This window comes from Streptomyces durhamensis (genome assembly GCF_000725475.1).
GTDB lineage: Bacteria > Actinomycetota > Actinomycetes > Streptomycetales > Streptomycetaceae > Streptomyces > Streptomyces filipinensis.
In genome coordinates this window covers 19,881-36,639 of sequence record NZ_JNXR01000038.1, presented here as the reverse complement: position 1 = coordinate 36,639, position 16,759 = coordinate 19,881, and the positions used below count along the sequence as shown (strand labels likewise).

Below are 16,759 nucleotides of genomic sequence, written 5' to 3'. Positions count from 1 at the left end.
GCACCAGCTAGCCGCCACCCGGTCACCTGCGCCACCGGGGACGGCCGGACGGCCGAACGGGTCCGGCACGGCCTGCACTTCCGGCGCGAGGCGGGGACCGGCGCTGTCGGCCGTGCTCACCCGTCCCGCCCTGTGGGACGACTGCCCACGGCGGTGAGGGCGTGCCGCGGGCGGGCGGTCTGTGGGTGGCGAGTCCCTGGCGGTGGTTCGGGCTCGTGCCCACCTGTCGCGGTGCGCGGGGGCGACCGCCCACGGTGGTACGGCCGTGCCGCGGGGTGGGTGTGGTCTGCGGGTGGCGAGTCGCGGCGGGGGAGTCCGCGGGCTCCCCGATGGCCCCGGGCCGCCTGGGTCGGTGGCCGGGGCCGGCGAAGGCGGCTGGGGCATCGGGGAGGCCGGCCGCTCCGAAGACCGCTTCGGAGGCCGACGCGGGGCGGTCAGAGCCGGGACAGCTCGTCCACCAGGTCGTCCAGCCCCAGCGAACCCTGCGACAGCGCCGCCATGTGCCAGGCCTTCAGGTCGAACGCGTCGCCGTGCCGCTCCCGCGCCTTCTCCCGGCCCAGCAGCCACGCCCGCTCACCGAGCTTGTAGCCGATCGCCTGGCCCGGGATCGTCAGATACCGGGTCAGCTCGCTCTCCACGAAGTCCGCGGGCCGGCTGCTGTGCGCGCCGAAGAACTCCTGCGCCAGCTCGGGCGTCCACCGCTCACCGGGGTGGAACGGCGAGTCGGCGGGGATCTCCAGCTCCAGATGCATGCCGATGTCCACGATCACCCGGGCCGCCCGCATCATCTGCGCGTCCAGGTAGCCGAGCCGCTCCTCGGGGTCCGTGAGGTAGCCCAGCTCGTCCATCAGCCGCTCCGCGTACAGCGCCCAGCCCTCGGCGTTGGCGCTGACCCCGCCGATCGTCGCCTGGTAGCGGGACAGGTTCTCCGCGACGTGCGCCCACTGGGCGAGCTGCAGGTGGTGGCCGGGCACCCCCTCGTGATACCAGGTCGACACCAGGTCGTAGACCGGGAAGCGGGTCTGGCCCATCGTGGGCAGCCAGGTGCGGCCGGGCCGCGAGAAGTCCTCCGACGGAGCCGTGTAGTAGGGGGCCGCCGCACCGCCGGGCGGGGCGATGCACGACTCCACCTTCCGCACCCGCTCGGCCAGTTCGAAGTGCGTGCCGTCCAGGTTCTCGATGGCCCGGTCCATCAGGCCCTGCAGCCACTCCCGGACCTCGTCCACGCCGTCGATGTGCCGGCCGTGCTCGTCGAGGTGCGCGAGCGCCACCCACGGCGTCCTGGCGCCGGGCAGGATCTTCTCGGCCTCCTGCTTCATCTCGCCGAGGATCCGGTGGAACTCCGACCAGCCGTACGCGTACGCCTCGTCCAGATCGAGATCGGTGCCGTTGAAGTAGCGGGACCAGCGTGCGTACCGCTCGCGGCCCACCGTGTTCGGAGCACCCTCGATCGCCGGCGCGTACACGTCTCGCAACCAGTCCCGCAGCTCCACCAGGGCGCCGGTCGCCGCGCCGGCCGCCTCGTCCAGCTCGGCGCGCAGCGCCTCGGGCCCCGCGGCGGCGAAGTCCTCGTACCAGCCGCGGCCCTTGCCGTCGGTGTCCGTCCACTCGGTGAGCTGCTCGATGTACGTCGCGGTCGGCCGGGGGGCGGCGTACAGCTTGCGGTCCAGGCCCAGTTGCAGCGACTCGCGGTAGCCCGCGAGCGTGCCCGGCACCGCGCGCAGCCGCTCGGCGATCGCCGCCCAGTCCTCCTCCGTCCGTGCCGGGGTGATCGTGAAGACGTCCCGCACCGAGTGGCCCGGCGTGCTCATGTTGCCGACCGCACGCAAGTGCTCGTCCGCCTCGAACACGGCGAGTTCGGCGGTCAGCCGCTCCCGCAGCAGCCGTCCGCAGCGCCGCTCCACATCGCTGTCCGCACCGGGCTGCCGCTCCGCCTCGTCGAGCTTCGCGAGGGTGGCCCGGGCCAGCTCCGCGAGTGCCGCCGCGCCCGCGGGCGAGTAGTCGGGCAGCCGGCGCGAACTCTCCGTCACACCGAGGTAGGTACCGGTCACCGGGTCGAGCGCGATCAGGTCGTCCACGTACGCGTCGGCCACCTCACGGGGCAGCGGGCTCTTGGTCTCAGACATGCGGCCCATCCTCGTACGCGGAGGATCATCGCGTCACCCACGTTCCGGGGATTCAGCTCTGGGCGTGGCCGGGAGGCAGCAGCGGTCCGCACTCCCACTGCTGGAAGATCAACCGGGTCTCCACCCGGGCCACCTCGCGCCGTGCCGTGAACTCGTCGAGCACCAGCCGCTGGAGATCCGCCGGGTCCGCGACGGCCACATGCACCAGATAGTCGTCCGGCCCGGTCAGATGGAACACCGACCGCGCCTCCGGCAGCGCCCGGATCCGCTCCACGAACGGACCCACCAGCTCCCGCCGGTGCGGCCGTACCTGTACCGACAGCAGCGCCTGGAGCCCGCGTCCGAGTTTGGCCGGATCGAGTCGCAGCTGATGACCGAGGATCACGCCCGAGCGGCGCAGCCGGGTCACCCGGTCCAGGCAGGTCGACGGCGCCAGGCCCACCTGCGCGGCCAGGTCACGGTAGGTGGTCCGGGCGTCGTTCTGCAGCAGCCGCAGCAGATGGAGGTCCACCGGATCCAGTACGACAGATTCGGCCATTGGCCGAACGTAGCACGGTGTTCGATTTCAGTGAACCGTTCGATGTTCACCCTTCCGCCCATGGACACAGCGAGCACCGGTGCCTACGACGGCGTACGCACCGCATCCAGAGCCCTTGCCACCGAGGCCGTGCACGCCGGCCGCGACGATCTTCCCCGCCAGGGCCTGCACGCCCCGCCGATCGACCTGTCCACCACCTACCCCTCCTACGACAGCCGCAGCGAGGCCGCCCGTATCGACGCCTTCGCCACGGACGGCGCCGACCCGGTCGGACCGCCGGTCTACGGCCGGCTCGGCAACCCGACCGTCGCCCGCTTCGAGACCGCGCTGGCCCGGCTGGAGGGCACCGAGTCCGCGGTCGCCTTCGCCAGCGGCATGGCGGCGCTCAGCGCGGTCCTGCTCGCCCGGTCCGCCATGGGGCTGCGCCATGTGGTCGCCGTACGACCGCTGTACGGCTGCAGCGACCATCTGCTGACCGCCGGGCTGCTCGGTACGGAGGTCACCTGGACCGACCCGGCCGGCATCACCGCGGCGCTCCGCCCGGACACCGGTCTGGTGATGGTCGAGTCCCCGGCCAACCCGACCCTCGCCGAACTCGACCTGCGGGCCATCGCCCACGCCTGTGGCTCGGTCCCGCTGCTCGCCGACAACACCTTCGCCACGCCCGTGCTGCAACGTCCGGCCGAGCACGGCGCCCGGCTGGTGCTGCACAGCGCCACCAAGTACCTCGGCGGCCACGGCGATGTGCTGGCCGGCGTGGTGGCCTGCGACGAGGAGTTCGCGGGCCGGCTGCGGCAGATACGGTTCGCCACGGGTGGAGTGCTGCATCCGCTGGCCGGCTATCTGCTGCTGAGGGGTCTGTCCACGCTCCCGGTCCGGGTGCGCGCCGCCTCCGCGAACGCCGCCGAACTGGCCCGTCGCCTCGCCGCCGATCCGCGCGTGGCCCGCGTCCGCTACCCCCGGCTGGGCGGCGCGATGATCGCCTTCGAGGTGCACGGCGACCCGCACGAGGTGATCTCCCGGGTCCGGCTCGTCACCCCGGCGGTGAGCCTCGGCAGCGTCGACACGCTCATCCAGCACCCCGCCTCCATCAGCCACCGCATCGTCGACGCCGACGACCGGCGGGGCGCGGGCGTGAGCGACCGGCTGCTGCGGCTGTCGGTGGGGCTGGAGGACGTCGACGACCTGTGGGCGGACCTCGACCAGGCGTTGGGGGAGCCTGTCCGGATGCCGGTTCCGCTACGGGAGGCGGTGCGCTGAGCGGCGGCGGCCGGTGGTGGCCGTAGCGGACGGTGGTGGGCTCGGCGGGGTTCGGCGGGGTTCGGAGTCGCCGGGGCGCCACCGTCGTGGCTGGGCGCCGGCGCGGCGGGTCCGCCGTGCGGCGGCTTCGGCGGCCGGCCGGCCCGGCCTCGGGTACCGGCCTCGGTAGGGCCGCCGGGCCGGCGCCCGCAGGGGCACGCCGGCCCCGGCCGGCCGTGTGTCAGCCGCGCCTGGCCGGGTCGCCGGCGTGGCGCACAACGGTGCCGTACGGCGAGCGCCGTGCGACCGGTGTGGCGTCCAGGCGGGCCGTGATGACCAGCGTGCCCTCCTCGATCTGGTAGTCCAGGGGCAGCCCGAGGCCGCGCATCGCGGTGACCATGCCGGTGTTGGACGCCTGCGTCACCGCGTACACGCTCTCGCAGCCGGCCTCCACGGCCATCGCCACCAGCCGGTCCAGCAGCTCGCCGCCGATACCGCGCTGCTGCCAGTCGTCCTCGATCAGCAGCGCGACCTCGGTCTCGTCGCCGTCCCACAGCAGATGTCCGAGGCCGACGATCCGGCCGGAGGTGGTCTGCGCGGCCAGCGTGCGGCCGAAGCGGGGGCTGAGCAGGTGCTTCAGATAGCGGTCCGCGTCGCCGACCGGGCCGTGGTAGCGCATGCCGAGGGTGCGCGGCGAGCACCGCTCGTGCATCGCCTTCGCGGCGGCGAGGTCCGAGGTGTCGACCCGGCGTACGGTGATGTCCTTGCCCTCGGGCAGCGTCAGCACGTCCTTGCCGTGCGGGATCCGCGGACCCAGCCGGCTGTCCAGCTCCACCAGCGCCCGGACCCGCGCGAACTCGGTCGGTGTGAACGGCAGATACGGCCGCTCGACGGTGAGCACTCCGCCCTCCGGCGCCGGCAGCCGCATCACGGTGTCCTCCAGCACGCCCTCGGCCGGCACCGGCTCCGGTCCCCGGCCCCCGCCGACCGGTGTCCCGGGCAGCGAGCGGATCGTGCACCGCCCCAGCAACTGGCGTAGCGCCAGCGGCAGTTCGGCGGCGTCCAGCGCGGTGCGCGCGGCCAGGCCGAGTACCCGGGTGGGGGCGTCGACGAGGTCGTGGGCGTCGGCCCGCTCGATCCAGGTGGACGCGCCGCCGGCCAGCGAGACCGCCCGGGTGATCTCCGCCGCCGCCAGCGCGCCCGGCGCCCGCAGCAGGAACTCGTCCACGGTGCCCTCGGCGAGCGGGTGTGCCTGGAGGCTCAGGATGTCCACGTGCCGCTCGGCCATCGCCGTGCACAGCGCCGCGAGCGAGCCCGGCTCGTCCTTCACCGTCGTCCGCATCCGCCACAGCGCACGGGTGCCCGTCACGTCGTGCGCGGGGGTGCCCTCCCGGTCGGCGGGCCCGGCCGGCCGGGCCTCGGGGGCCGGCCGGGCGCCGGTATCGTCGGCCGGCGGTGCGTGTCCGTGGCGCCGTGCCCACCACGTGTGGAAGCCCGCCGTCGCGGCCAGTACCAGCGCCGAGATCACCAGCAGCGTGGGACCGTCGGGACCGTGCCCGATCAGGTTCGCCACCGCGTCGGCGACGGCGACGGCGGTGAACAGGGCGGCGAGCTCGACGAGGTCCCGCCGCCAGTGGTGTACGGGGCGTCCGTGCTTCGCCCGGGTCACATTCGACATGTCTCCAGTCATGCAGCCACTGTGAAGGAAGGGTGTTGCGTGATCACGAACGGTTTGTGACCGATGGGTAAAGCATGCTCCGTCCCTTTTGCTGCGCTTTCCGTGGTCGGGTCGCCGCGCCCCGGCACGGGAACCGCCCGCGCTACTGCCCCACCCGGCCCGGCTGGAGCGTCCGCGTGAACAGCACGGTGCCGTCGTACTCGCGCAGCCGGACCGTCAGTTCGCCGCTGCCGCCGTCGATGTCGACCTCGCCGAAGAACTGGTACCCCTCGGCCGGAGACACGTTCGAGGTGGTGGGCGCCTTGACGAACACCCGGTCCGGGCCGAAGGTGCCGTCCAGCGCGTTGGCCGGGAAGGCGCCGGCGTTGAGCGGGCCGGAGACGAACTCCCAGAACGGCTCGAAGTCCTTGAACGCGGCCCGCGACGGGTCGTAGTGCTGGGCCGAGGTGTGGTGCACGTCGGCCGTCAGCCACACCGTGCCGGTGATCCGCCGGTGCTTGATGAAGCGCAGCAGCTCGGCGATCTGCAGTTCGCGGCCGAGCGGAGCGCCCGGGTCGCCCTGGGCGACCGCCTCGAAGTCCGGCTTGCCCTCGACCGGGTCGGGCACGACCAGGCCGAGCGGCATGTCGTTGGCGATCACCTTCCACACCGCGCGGGACTTCGCCAGCTCTCGCTTGAGCCACTCCAGCTGCTCGCGGCCGAGGATGCCGACCGGGTCCGTGGTCTGGTCGTCGGGCGAGTTGGCGTTGCGGTACGTCCGCATGTCGAGCACGAACACGTCCAGCAGCGGGCCGTGGTGGACGGCGCGGTAGATCCGGCCGTCGGGGCGGCCGCTGATCGTGGAGACCGGGAAGTACTCCGAGAACGCCTGTCGCGAGCGCAGCGCCAGATCGTCGAGCCTCGTGCCCGCCGGGTAGGGGGTGCCGGTGCCGATGACCTCGCCCGGGTACCAGTTGTTGCGGACCTCGTGGTCGTCCCACTGGATGATGTTCGGCACCTGGGCGTTGAACCGGCGCAGCGCCGAGTCCAGCAGGTTGTAGCGGAAGTTGCCCCGGTAGTCGTCCAGGCTGATCGCGACGTGCGACTTCTCCTCGGTGGTGAGGCTCCGGTAGACGCTGCCGTCGGGCAGGGTGGCGGTGGCCGCGATCGGACCGTCGGCGTAGATGTTGTCGCCGCTGCACAGGAAGAAGTCCGGGTCGGCCTTCGCCATGGCGTCGAAGATCCGGTAACCGCCTATCGACTCGTTGATGCCCCAGCCCTGTCCGGCCAGGTCGCCGGACCACACGAAGCGCACGCCCTGGCGCCGCTTCGCGGGCGCGGTACGGAAGGTGCCGGTCACCGGCTCGCCCGTGCGGCGCGGGTCGTCCGGGTCGGCGAGCAGCACGCGGTAGTGGATCTGCTCGCCCGACGGCAGGCCGCGCAGCCGCGTGGTGCCGGTGAAGTCCGTGCCGTAACCCAGCAGCGGGCCGTGCCATCGGCGCGGGTTGCGGAACGACTCGGTGGCCGAGGTCTCCACGATCATCCGGGCCGGCCGGTCGGAACGCACCCACACCAGCCCGGAGTCGGTGGTCACGTCGCCGGCCTGTACGCCCCAGCCCGCCTGGGGCCGCCCGGAGCGGGCGAACGCCGGGGCCGCGCCGAGGCCGGCCGGCAGGGTGAGTGCCGCCGACGCGGCGAGGGAGCCGCGCAGAACGCTGCGGCGGCCGGGGAACGGACGGTCTGACATGGCTGCGCCTCCAAGGACGGGATCCGGCCGGTGTGCAGAGCCACACCTACGGGGACGCTGCGGCGCGCGCGGAAACCCCGAGTGAACAACGGGCCGTGGGGCGGTGTCACCGACCGCTGAGCCGCGGTCCCGGACGGTCCGTCAGCCGGCTGCGCGGTACGCGTCCCACGGACGGCCGCTGTTCGGATCCGCTCGCACGCGCGCGTACGGGCGGGAGCCGGGCTGCGAGGGCGTGGCGCGCGGCGCGCGGCGTGCCGCGTGCGGCGAGTCCGGGTCCGGGTCCGGGTTCGGGGTTCAGTTCGGGTCTCGGGTGGGATCCGGGTGCGGGGTGGGATCCGGATCCGGTTCGGGTCCGGTCGGGGTCGGATCAGGGTCCGGGTCGGGGTGTGGGGTCGGATCCGGGTTCGGGTCCGGTCGGGGGTCGGCTCCGGGTCCGGTCCGGGGGTCGGATCAGGGTCCGGTTCGGGTTCGGGGTCGGATCCGGGAGCGGGTCCGGTCCGGCGGGAGGTGCGTCGCCCTCCGCGGGTACGCGCGCGTAGGGGGCGTACCCGGCCCTCGGCCTCTGCGAGGGCTCGGCGCCGATGCCGCTTTGGGCGCCTTCAGCGCAGACCGGCCAACGTCGGCCGGTCCCGGCCCGGTTCCGGACGCGGGCCGGGCGGCTGCCTGGCGTCCGTCGGCCCGTTCAGCGGCTGCCGTCCAGGATGACCCGCGCGACCAGCGCCGGGTCGTCGTTCATCGGACAGTGCCCGCAGCCCGGCAGCCGCACCAGCCGGGCGTGCGGGATCAGCTGCTTGGCCCGCACGCCCTGCCGGCGGACGAGGAGCCGGTCCTGGGTGCCCCAGGCCACCGTGACCGGCAGGCCCGGCAGCGCGTCGGTGAACTGCACCGTGCCGCCCGCCCGCAGCGTCGCGTCGAACCCGGTGGCGCCCACCAGCGCGAGCGTCTCGGCGACCACGGCCTCGGGGGCGCGGCGCGCGGGGCGGGCGTAGATCGTGCTCGTCAGCGCGGTACGGCCGGCCGCGCTGCGCGAGAGACGCTCCACCAGCGGCAGCGGGAGCCGTTGGGCGATGCCGCGCATCGCGAGCAGGACCGCGAAGGCGTACCGCCGCTCGGCCTGCGTCCAGAACCCGGCCGGGGAAAGGGCCGTGACGGAGCGCACCAGCTTCTCCCGGCCCAGCTCCAGGGCGAGCAGCCCGCCCAGCGAGTTGCCGGCGATGTGCGGACGGTCCAGCTCCAGCGTCTCGAACAGGGCGCCGAGCACGGAGTTGGTGGTCGGCAGGTCGTAGGCGAGGCCGTCCGGCAGGCCCGGGGACGCGCCGAAGCCCGGCAGGTCGACGGCGATCACGTCGCGTTCGGTGGCGAGGATGTCCACGACCGGGTCCCAGGCCTGCCGGTGATGGCCGATGCCGTGCAGCAGGACGAGCGGTTCACCGCGTCCCACGCGCGCGTAGGACACGGCCACGTCCTTCGGGCCATGCGGGGTGGGGACCTTGAAGGAGACGGTGGCGGACATGGGGTGCTCCTCGTCTGGGTGCTGACGGACGCCGTAGACAGCTTGTCAGCAATTACTACCGGCCGGTAGCCCCCGAGGGGGCGTGCCGGGCTCCAGCGGTGGTCAACCGGACCGGCGCACCTCGATGTTGAAGTCCGCGGTCCCGAACTGCCGCATCATGGTCAGCCACAGCGGCAGATACATCTCCGTCGCCCGCGCGGCGCGGATCCCGCCCAGGTCCAGCACCCGCTCCGCCGGCCAGCCGAACTCCACGAGCAGGTCCGTCACCTGCTGCTTGGCCCGGGCGTCCTCCCCGCACACGAACAGGTGGTGCGCGCCCGGCACCCGCCCCGGATCCACCATCACCTGACAGTTGACCGTGTTCAAGGTCTTCACCACGCGTGTGTGCGGGAAGGCCCGCTGGATCTGCTCGCCGACGCTGTCCGACTCCACCGGGTCCAGACGCGCCTGGCCGTCCTCGAAGGCCAGGGGGTTGGAGACGTCCACCACGACCTTGCCGTCGAGGTGCTCCGCGCCGGCCGCCCGCAGGGCGTCGAGCGCCACCCGGCCGCCCACCGCGTTGATGACCACCTCGGCCGCCGCGGCCGCTTCCGCGAAGGTGCCCGCGCGGGCCCGCTCCGCCGCGGCCGTGGCCCACTCCAGCGCCACCGGGTTGTCCTTGACGCGCGAGCCGAGGGTCACCTCGTGTCCCAGCTCCACGAGCCTGCCGCCCAGCGTGCGCCCCACCTCGCCCGTGCCCAGCACCGCGTACCGCATCGGCCACCTCCAGGTCACCGGCCGCCGGCCCCCGGCGGTCCGCGGTCATTGTGATCCGCACCGCTGCCGGACGGGCCGATTCCGGGTGGACACGCCCCGCGCGTGTCGGATGGGATGGAGCGGTGACCGCCGACACCGCGACCGACCTCTTCGAAGCGCACCGCCCCCTGCTCACGGGGGTCGCCTACCGCATGCTCGGCCGGGTGGCCGACGCCGAGGACGTGGTCCAGGACGCCTGGCTGCGCTGGTCCCGTGCCGACCGCGCGGCGGTCCGCGAGCCCCGTGCCTACCTGGTGCGCGTCACCACCCGCCTGGCGATCGACCGGCTGCGCCAGGTGCAGGCACGCGGCGAGGCGTACGTCGGGCCGTGGCTGCCGGAGCCGTACCTCACCGAGTTCGGCGACGCCGTCCCGGACGCGGCGGACCATGCCGTGCTCTCCGACAGCGTCTCCCTCGCCGTGCTGGTCGTCCTGGAGTCGCTGTCCCCGCTGGAGCGGGCCGTCTTCGTGCTCAGGGAGGCCTTCGGCTACCCGTACGCCGAGATCGCCGCCCTGCTCGACCGCGCCGAGCCGGCGGTACGGCAACTCGCCGGGCGGGCGCGCCGGCACGTCGACGAACGGCGGCCGCGCTACGAGGTCGACCCCGTCCAGCGACGGGAGCTGACCGAACGGTTCCTCGCCGCCGCGGCGGGCGGTGACCTGGACGGGCTCATGACCCTGCTGGCCCCGGACGTGCGGCTGGTCGGCGACAGCGGCGGCAAGGCCAAGGCGCCGCTCAGGATCCTGCAGACCGCCGACAAGGTCGGCCGTTTCCTCCTCGGTGTCGCGCAGCAGCCCTGGGTGGACCCCTCCTACCGCTTCCTGGAGACCAACGGCGGCCCCGCGCTGCTGCTCCTGTCCGGCGGCAAGCCCGAAAGTCTCGTCCAGCTGGACGTCGCCGACGGCCGCGTCACGACCGTGTACGTCGTCCGCAACCCCGACAAGCTGCGGCACCTCGCCGACAGCTGAACCCCGCACGCCCGCGAGCCCCCGTCCTGCGACGGGGGCTTTGCCGCCGTGTCACACACACCGGCGCGTGCGAACGCCTCATGAACGCTCCGCGGCAGGGCGGCTGAGAGGTGCCCAAGGGATCGAGGATTGGTCTTGACCAAGCATGAAGGCCGCCCTATGGTCGCAGAGAAGTGCAACAACCTTTAATAAACAAGGGCGCGAAAAACCGCCGGACCACGGCTCTTGCGGAGGACAGGGTGGGGACCACGCAGCTGGAATCGGTGCCGGAACCGAAGTACTGGCATCTCAAGACCGTGCTCAGCGAGGCACTGGACTCGGAGTTCTCGGTCGGCGAGATCCTGCCCAACGAGCGCGACCTCGCCGCCCGCTTCGGCGTGGCCCGCGCCACGCTCCGCCAGGCCCTCGAACAGCTGGAGCTGGAGGGCCGGCTGCAGCGCCGCCGCGGCGTCGGCACGACCGTCGCGCCCCCGCGCGTGGGCGTGGCCGTCGGCACCGAGCGGCACATCTGGCCGGGCGCCGCCTCGGACGCCTGGCAGCCCGTCGACTGCGAGCAGGCGGTGCCGCCCGCGGCCGTCGCCACCGCCCTGGAGACCGGCGCGGACGAACTCGTCCACACCGTGCGCCGCTCCCGGATGTCCCACGGCCAGCCGGTCGCCGCCGAACTCCTCTACGTCCCGGCGGCCTCGGTGCCCGACCTCACGGCGATCGACGCCCCCTCCGGCCCGGCACGCGCGCGTGCGGTGCTGCGTGAACTCCAGCACCTGACGCTCGACGGCCAGGACCGCGCCGTCGAACTGGGCTCCGCCCGCGCGGACGATGCCAAGGAACTCGACCGGCTCCCCGGCTCACCGGTCCTCGTCGTCACCACCCGCTTCTACGCCGGGGGACGCACCGCCGCCCTCTCCGTGGCGACCTACCGCGCCGACACCTGCCGGCTGACCTTCGGCGACTCACCGGACGTCGAGATACACCATGACCCGGAGCGCCAGGCTTCCTGACCTCCGGACACCTCCGAATCGACGGACGGGTCTGACGCCCCAGGGGCGCCCAGGGGCGCGAGACCGTGCCGACATACGGCTCCGCCCCGCGGGCGCCCCCGGCCTCACAGCGCCGCGCCGCTGCGACGACTTCGCCCGGTAGCCGCCGGTCTGCCGTGTCTTTGGGTGTCCGGACATCACCGGGCGGGTCTGACGCCCCAGGGACGCGGAACCCTGTCGATATACGGATCCGCCGAACGGACGGTGCCGTGCCGGTGCTTCCACCGCAGGCGCCGGTCTCGCGGGTCTCCGGGCCCCGGGGTAGGCCGCTGACGCCCCAGGAGCGCGGAGCCGCACCGGCAGGGGGCGGGCTCAGCGCCGCGTCACCGTGCCGTCGACGGCGAACAGCTGGTCCTCGACGTGGTCCAGGGCCAGGCGCAGCGCCCCCGTCGCCACGGCCGCCTCACCCAGCAGGGACAACGCCACCTGAGGCGGCCGCAGGCAGTAGCGGGCCAGTTCGCGGCGCAGCGGCTCCAGGACGCCGTCGAGGCCGGCCGCCCAGCCGCCGATCACGACCAGCTGCGGATCGAGCGCCAGCACCAGCGCGGCCACGTCGTGCACGAGCCGCTGGATGAACCGTTCCACGGCCGCCCGCGCCCGCTGGTCGCCCTCACGGGCCAGCGCGAACACCTCGGCGACCGCCTGCTCGTCCAGCGGGTGCAGCGGCTCGTCCGTGGTGGACAGCAGCGTCTCCGGGGTCGCCTCCCGGCCCAGCAGATGCAGCGCGCCGATCTCCCCGGCCGCACCGCCGTAGCCGCGGTGCAGCCGACCGCCGATCAGCGAACCCGCGCCCGGGCTCAGCCCGGCCAGCACGAACACCACGTCGTCCGACTCGGCCGCCGCGCCCTTCCAGTGCTCGGCGACGACGGCCGCGTTGGCGTCGTTCTCCACCAGCACCGGGCACGGGAAGGAACGGCCGAGCCGCTCACCCAGCCGCAGGCCCGTCCACTGCGGCAGCGCCGTGCCCAGGCGTACCGTGCCGTCGGCCTCCACGATCCCCGGCGTGCCCACGCCCACGGCCCGCAGCGAGTCGCGCGCGACCCCGGCCCGCCGCAGCAGCTCGGCGACCGTGCCGCGCAGCCGTTCGAGCCGCTCGTCCGCCGCGGCCGTCTCGTCGACCTCCTCGGCCTGCGCGCCCAGCACCCGGCCGTCCAGGTCGGACAGCAGCGCGGCGACCCGGTGCGGCCCGATCTCCAGGCCCAGCAGATGCCCCGCCTCGGCCCGGAACCGGAACCGGCGCGCGGGCCGCCCCTGTCGGCGCGCGATGCCCTCGTCGGCGGCCTTCTCCACGACGAGCCCGGCCTCGATGAGCCCTTCGACGACACCTTCCACCGTCGGCCGGGACAGTCCGGTGACCCGGGTGATCTCGGTGAGCGTCGCGCAGTCCGTGGCACGCAGCGCGTGCAGCACCACCGCGGAATTGATCCTTCGCAGCAGCGAGGGATCGCCGCCGGTCAGCTGCCCCACCGTCCGTCCTTCCAGCTCGCGCGCGTGTTGGCCGGATCGTACTCGGCCCGGCGCACCCCGGCGAGTGCCGGGTTCCGCATCAGCAGCGGCACCGCCGCTCTCAGCGCGGCTCGACGAACCCCGACTCGTAGGCCGTGATCACCGCCTGGGTGCGGTCGCGCGCGCCGAGCTTGGCCAGCACGGCGCTCACATGCGTCTTGACCGTCTCCCCGCCCACGACCAGCCGTGCGGCGATCTCCGCGTTCGACAGCCCCCGCGTCATGAGCCGCAGCACCTCCGCCTCCCGCTCCGTCAGCCGGGCCCGCTCCAGCGTGGCACGCGCCGGCCGGTCGCCGTCGCCGTACCGGGCGGCGAGGCGCCGTACCGAAGCCGGGAACAGCAACGACCCGCCTTCCGCGACCAGCCGTACGGCGTGCACGATCTCGGCCGGGCGGGCCCGCTTCAGCAGGAACCCGGCGGCGCCCGCGCGCAGGGCCTCGTACACGTACTCGTCGTCCTCGAACGTCGTCACCACGAGGATCTTCGGCGGCTCGGCCACCGTACGCAGCACCACGCGCGTGGCCTCGATGCCGTCCAGCAGCGGCATGCGGACGTCCATGGCGACGACGTCCGGCCGCAGTTGCCGCACCAGCGGGACGACCGCGGCCCCGTCGGCGGCCTCGCCCACCACCTCGATGTCGGGCTGCGCCTCCAGCACGGCCCGCAGACCCGCGCGGACCAGGGGTTCGTCGTCGACGAGAAGTACGGTGACCGGCATCCGGCCAGCCTAGGTCAGGTGATCGGCAGCTCCGCGCGCACCTGCCAGTCGCCCTCGTCAGGGCCGGTCCGGGCGCTGCCCCCGAGCAGCGCGGCCCGCTCCCGTATGCCGCGCAGCCCGCTGCCCCGTCCGGCGCCCGGTATCGCGCCCGGCAGGGGATTGCGGACCTCCAGGGCGAGCGTCCGGTCGCCGACCGCGACCCGCACCCGCACGGGCACCGCTCCGGCGTGCCGCAGCACGTTGGTGAGCGCCTCCTGCAGGATCCGGTAGCCCTCGCGGGACACCGCTCCGGGCACGGCCGCGACCGGACCCGTCACCTCGGCGTCGACCTTCGCGCCGGAGGCCCGCGCCGACTCCAGGAGCCGGCCCGCGTCGGCCAGGGTGGGCCGGGCGCTCACCGGCCGCTCGGCCTCCCGCAGCACGCCCAGCACCCGCTCCAGATCCTCCAGGGCCGCTCGCCCGGTCTCCTCGATGGCGTCCAGCGCGCGGTCGGTGAACTCCGGATCACCCGCCGCCCGCGCCGCGCCGGCCTGCACCACCGCCACCGTCAGGGCGTGCCCGATCGAGTCGTGCAACTCCCGCGCGATCCGCGTGCGTTCCAGCAGCTGCTCGGTGCGCTCCTCCAGCGCGGCAAGCCGCTCGGCCGCGGAGGGGCCCAGCAGCCGGCGCGCGCAGGCGGTGACCAGCTCGCCGAGCCCGACGACCACGCCGTACAGGGCGAACAGCGGGAGCGGCGCCAGCAGGGCCCAGGCGCGGTGCGGCGGCAGCCCGTCCAGCAGCGGCACCCCCGACGGCGCCCCTCCCCAGGCGCACCGCGCCAGCTCGAAGGCGGTGACGAGCAGCCACACCGTGGCGAACATCGCCGCCGCGCCGAGCAGCATCCGCAGCTCCAGCCAGAGCAGCGTGCGCAGCCGGTCCCGCCAGGTCGCCGACGGCGCCTCGGAGATACCCGGATCCGCCTCGCCGGGCGTGAGCAGCAGACGCGCCTGCACGCCCTCGCCCCTGCGGACCGCGGGCACGAGTGCGAGCGGGACGAGTACCAGCGCGGGCACCCAGGGGACCGACGGGCCGATGAACAGCCAGACGCTGACCATCAGCATCGGCACCCACAGATGCAGCAGGCGCGTGTACGTCGTCCCGCGCAGAAGCGGGCGCAGGAAGCGGACCATGACGCCATCCTCGCAGCCGGCACCGACAACGGGCCTCCCTCGCACGGGGGAGGTGATCCCCACCGGCGGGGGAGGCCCCGACACCGCCGAACGGCAAGGCTGTTGCCATGACCAGCATCGACGTACGCGACCTCGGCAAGGAGTACGGCGGACGGCGGGCCGTGGACCAGCTCACCTTCAGCGTGCGCCCCGGCCGCGTCACCGGCTTCCTCGGCCCCAACGGCGCCGGCAAGTCCACCACCATGCGCCTCGTCCTCGGCCTCGACCGGCCCACCTCGGGCACCGCCACCATCGGCGGCCACCCCTACGCGGCCCTGCGCGAACCGCTGCGCCGGGTGGGCGCGTTGCTCGACGCCCGGGCCGCGCACGGCTCCCGTACCGCCCGCGACCACCTGCGGGCCCTCGCCGCGAGCAACCGCATCCCGGACCGCCGGGTCGACACCGTCCTGGAGGAGACCGGCCTGGCCCAGGTGGCGCGGCGCCGGGTACGGACGTACTCCCTCGGCATGCGCCAGCGGCTCGGCATCGCCGCCGCCCTCCTCGGCGACCCCGAGGTCGTCCTGCTCGACGAACCCGCCAACGGCCTCGACCCCGAGGGCATCGTCTGGATCCGCACGCTGCTGCGCCGGCTCGCCCGGGAGGGCCGTACCGTCCTGGTCTCCAGCCATCTGATGGGCGAGACCGCCGCCTTCGCCGACCACCTCGTGATCCTGGGGCGGGGGCGGCTGCTGGCCGACACACCGGTACAGGAGTTCATCCACGCGCGTGTGCGGCCGCACGTCAGGATCCGCACCAGCGAGCCCTCCGCACTGGACGACCTGCTGGCCCGCCACGGCCTCGACGCCTCCCCGGACCCGGACGGATCCCGGACGGTGTGGCACACACGCGTGGACGACATCGGCCGGCTCATGTCCGACGCGGGCCTGCCCGTACTGGAACTCACCGCGCGCGAGGCCACCTTGGAGGAGGCCTATCTCGATCTGACCGCGGCCGAGACCGAGTTCACCGCACCGCCCCAGGAGGCCTGATCATGGAGTTCACACCCGTTCTGCACGCCGAGTGGATCAAGATCCGCACCCTCCGCTCGCTCCTCGGCAGCCTGGCCGCCGTCCTCCTCGTCACCACCGCGTTCTCGGCGCTCGCGGCCGCCGACGCCGACGGCTCGGACCCGCTGTACTCGGTGTTCTTCGGCGTCAGCCTCGGCCAGATCGCCGCGATCGCCTTCGGTACGACGGCCGTCTCGGCTGAGTTCCGGGGCGGCGCCCTGCGGCTGACGCTGTCGGCGGCGCCCGACCGCCTGCGGTGGTTCGCCGCCAAGGCCGCCGCGATCGCCCTGCCCGTGCTGGCCGTCGGTCTCCTCACCGGGCTGGTCACCCTGCTCGTCGGCAAGTCGGTCCTCGGCGCCTTGGGCCCGGCCTGGGGCGAGGGCCTGCGCGGCGCGGTCGGCTGCGCACTGCAGCTGACGCTGATGGCGCTGTTCGCGGCCGGACTCGCGGCCGTGCTGCGCAGCGGGGTCGCGACCCTGTCCGTGCTGATCCCGTTCCTGCTGATCGTGTCCTTCGTCGTAGGCGATCTGTCCGGAGGTGTCGCCGACTTCCTGCCCGACCGGGCCGGCCAAGTCGCCCTGCACAGCACCTGGGACGGCGCCCTCGGCCCGTGGACCGGGCTCGCGGTGACCGCGCTGTGGTCGGTGGCCGCGCTGCTCGCGGGCGCGTGGAGCCTGCAGCGCAGGGACGCCTGACG

The 16,759-nt window shown here is 74.1% G+C and carries 14 protein-coding genes; 5 read left to right on the top strand and 9 right to left on the bottom strand.

Features of this window, described 5'->3' with window-relative positions:
* Positions 1-434 precede the first annotated feature (434 nt).
* Together IO33_RS0137545 and IO33_RS0137540 are read right to left on the bottom strand one after the other, a co-directional pair.
* On the bottom strand, positions 435-2,126 hold the full coding sequence (locus IO33_RS0137545; RefSeq protein WP_031173525.1) for a DUF885 domain-containing protein: 1,692 nt from the start codon (positions 2,124-2,126) through the stop codon (positions 435-437).
* Between the two features lie 52 nt (positions 2,127-2,178).
* On the bottom strand, positions 2,179-2,664 hold the full coding sequence (locus IO33_RS0137540; RefSeq protein ID WP_031173523.1) for an Lrp/AsnC family transcriptional regulator: 486 nt from the start codon (positions 2,662-2,664) through the stop codon (positions 2,179-2,181).
* Between the two features lie 60 nt (positions 2,665-2,724).
* Between IO33_RS0137540 and IO33_RS0137535 the strand changes: the two genes are divergently transcribed.
* Positions 2,725-3,924 carry a trans-sulfuration enzyme family protein gene (locus tag IO33_RS0137535; protein ID WP_031173522.1) on the top strand — a complete coding sequence of 400 codons (1,200 nt, stop codon included), beginning with the start codon at positions 2,725-2,727 and terminating at the stop codon, positions 3,922-3,924.
* 220 nt (positions 3,925-4,144) lie between these two features.
* Here IO33_RS0137535 and IO33_RS0137530 read toward each other — a convergent pair whose 3' ends face one another.
* From IO33_RS0137530 to IO33_RS0137515, 4 genes are all read right to left on the bottom strand, one after another.
* The gene (locus tag IO33_RS0137530; protein ID WP_245235977.1) at positions 4,145-5,593 is read right to left on the bottom strand and encodes a GNAT family N-acetyltransferase; all 1,449 of its coding nucleotides are present in this window, start codon (positions 5,591-5,593) and stop codon (positions 4,145-4,147) included.
* Between the two features lie 130 nt (positions 5,594-5,723).
* Positions 5,724-7,307, bottom strand: coding sequence for an alkaline phosphatase D family protein (locus tag IO33_RS0137525; RefSeq protein ID WP_031173519.1), 1,584 nt, complete (start codon positions 7,305-7,307; stop codon positions 5,724-5,726).
* Between the two features lie 682 nt (positions 7,308-7,989).
* Positions 7,990-8,820, bottom strand: coding sequence for an alpha/beta fold hydrolase (locus IO33_RS0137520; RefSeq protein WP_031173518.1), 831 nt, complete (start codon positions 8,818-8,820; stop codon positions 7,990-7,992).
* A gap of 102 nt (positions 8,821-8,922) precedes the next feature.
* Positions 8,923-9,576, bottom strand: coding sequence for an NADPH-dependent F420 reductase (locus IO33_RS0137515; RefSeq protein ID WP_031173517.1), 654 nt, complete (start codon positions 9,574-9,576; stop codon positions 8,923-8,925).
* Positions 9,577-9,698: 122 nt separating this feature from the next.
* Between IO33_RS0137515 and IO33_RS0137510 the strand changes: the two genes are divergently transcribed.
* Together IO33_RS0137510 and IO33_RS0137505 are read left to right on the top strand one after the other, a co-directional pair.
* Complete coding sequence (locus IO33_RS0137510) at positions 9,699-10,583, top strand: RNA polymerase sigma-70 factor (protein WP_031173515.1); 885 nt, start codon at positions 9,699-9,701, stop codon at positions 10,581-10,583.
* A 239-nt stretch (positions 10,584-10,822) separates the two neighbouring features.
* Complete coding sequence (locus IO33_RS0137505; protein ID WP_031173514.1) at positions 10,823-11,584, top strand: GntR family transcriptional regulator; 762 nt, start codon at positions 10,823-10,825, stop codon at positions 11,582-11,584.
* A 351-nt stretch (positions 11,585-11,935) separates the two neighbouring features.
* Here IO33_RS0137505 and IO33_RS0137500 read toward each other — a convergent pair whose 3' ends face one another.
* The 3 genes from IO33_RS0137500 to IO33_RS0137485 form a co-directional block, all read right to left on the bottom strand.
* Positions 11,936-13,090: an ROK family transcriptional regulator gene (locus IO33_RS0137500; protein ID WP_031173512.1), complete on the bottom strand. Its 1,155-nt coding sequence runs from the start codon at positions 13,088-13,090 to the stop codon at positions 11,936-11,938.
* A 100-nt stretch (positions 13,091-13,190) separates the two neighbouring features.
* Positions 13,191-13,847, bottom strand: a complete 657-nt coding sequence (locus tag IO33_RS0137490) for a response regulator transcription factor (RefSeq protein ID WP_031173511.1) — start codon at positions 13,845-13,847, stop codon at positions 13,191-13,193.
* A gap of 14 nt (positions 13,848-13,861) precedes the next feature.
* Positions 13,862-15,016 carry a sensor histidine kinase gene (locus IO33_RS0137485; RefSeq protein WP_031173509.1) on the bottom strand — a complete coding sequence of 385 codons (1,155 nt, stop codon included), beginning with the start codon at positions 15,014-15,016 and terminating at the stop codon, positions 13,862-13,864.
* A gap of 107 nt (positions 15,017-15,123) precedes the next feature.
* On the opposite strand from IO33_RS0137485, the gene IO33_RS0137480 reads away from it, so the two are divergent.
* Positions 15,124-16,044, top strand: coding sequence for an ABC transporter ATP-binding protein (locus tag IO33_RS0137480; protein ID WP_031173508.1), 921 nt, complete (start codon positions 15,124-15,126; stop codon positions 16,042-16,044).
* Between the two features lie 2 nt (positions 16,045-16,046).
* Positions 16,047-16,757 (top strand): ABC transporter permease, encoded by a 711-nt coding sequence (locus IO33_RS0137475; protein WP_031173507.1) that lies wholly within the window; start codon positions 16,047-16,049, stop codon positions 16,755-16,757.
* Positions 16,758-16,759: the final 2 nt, after the last annotated feature.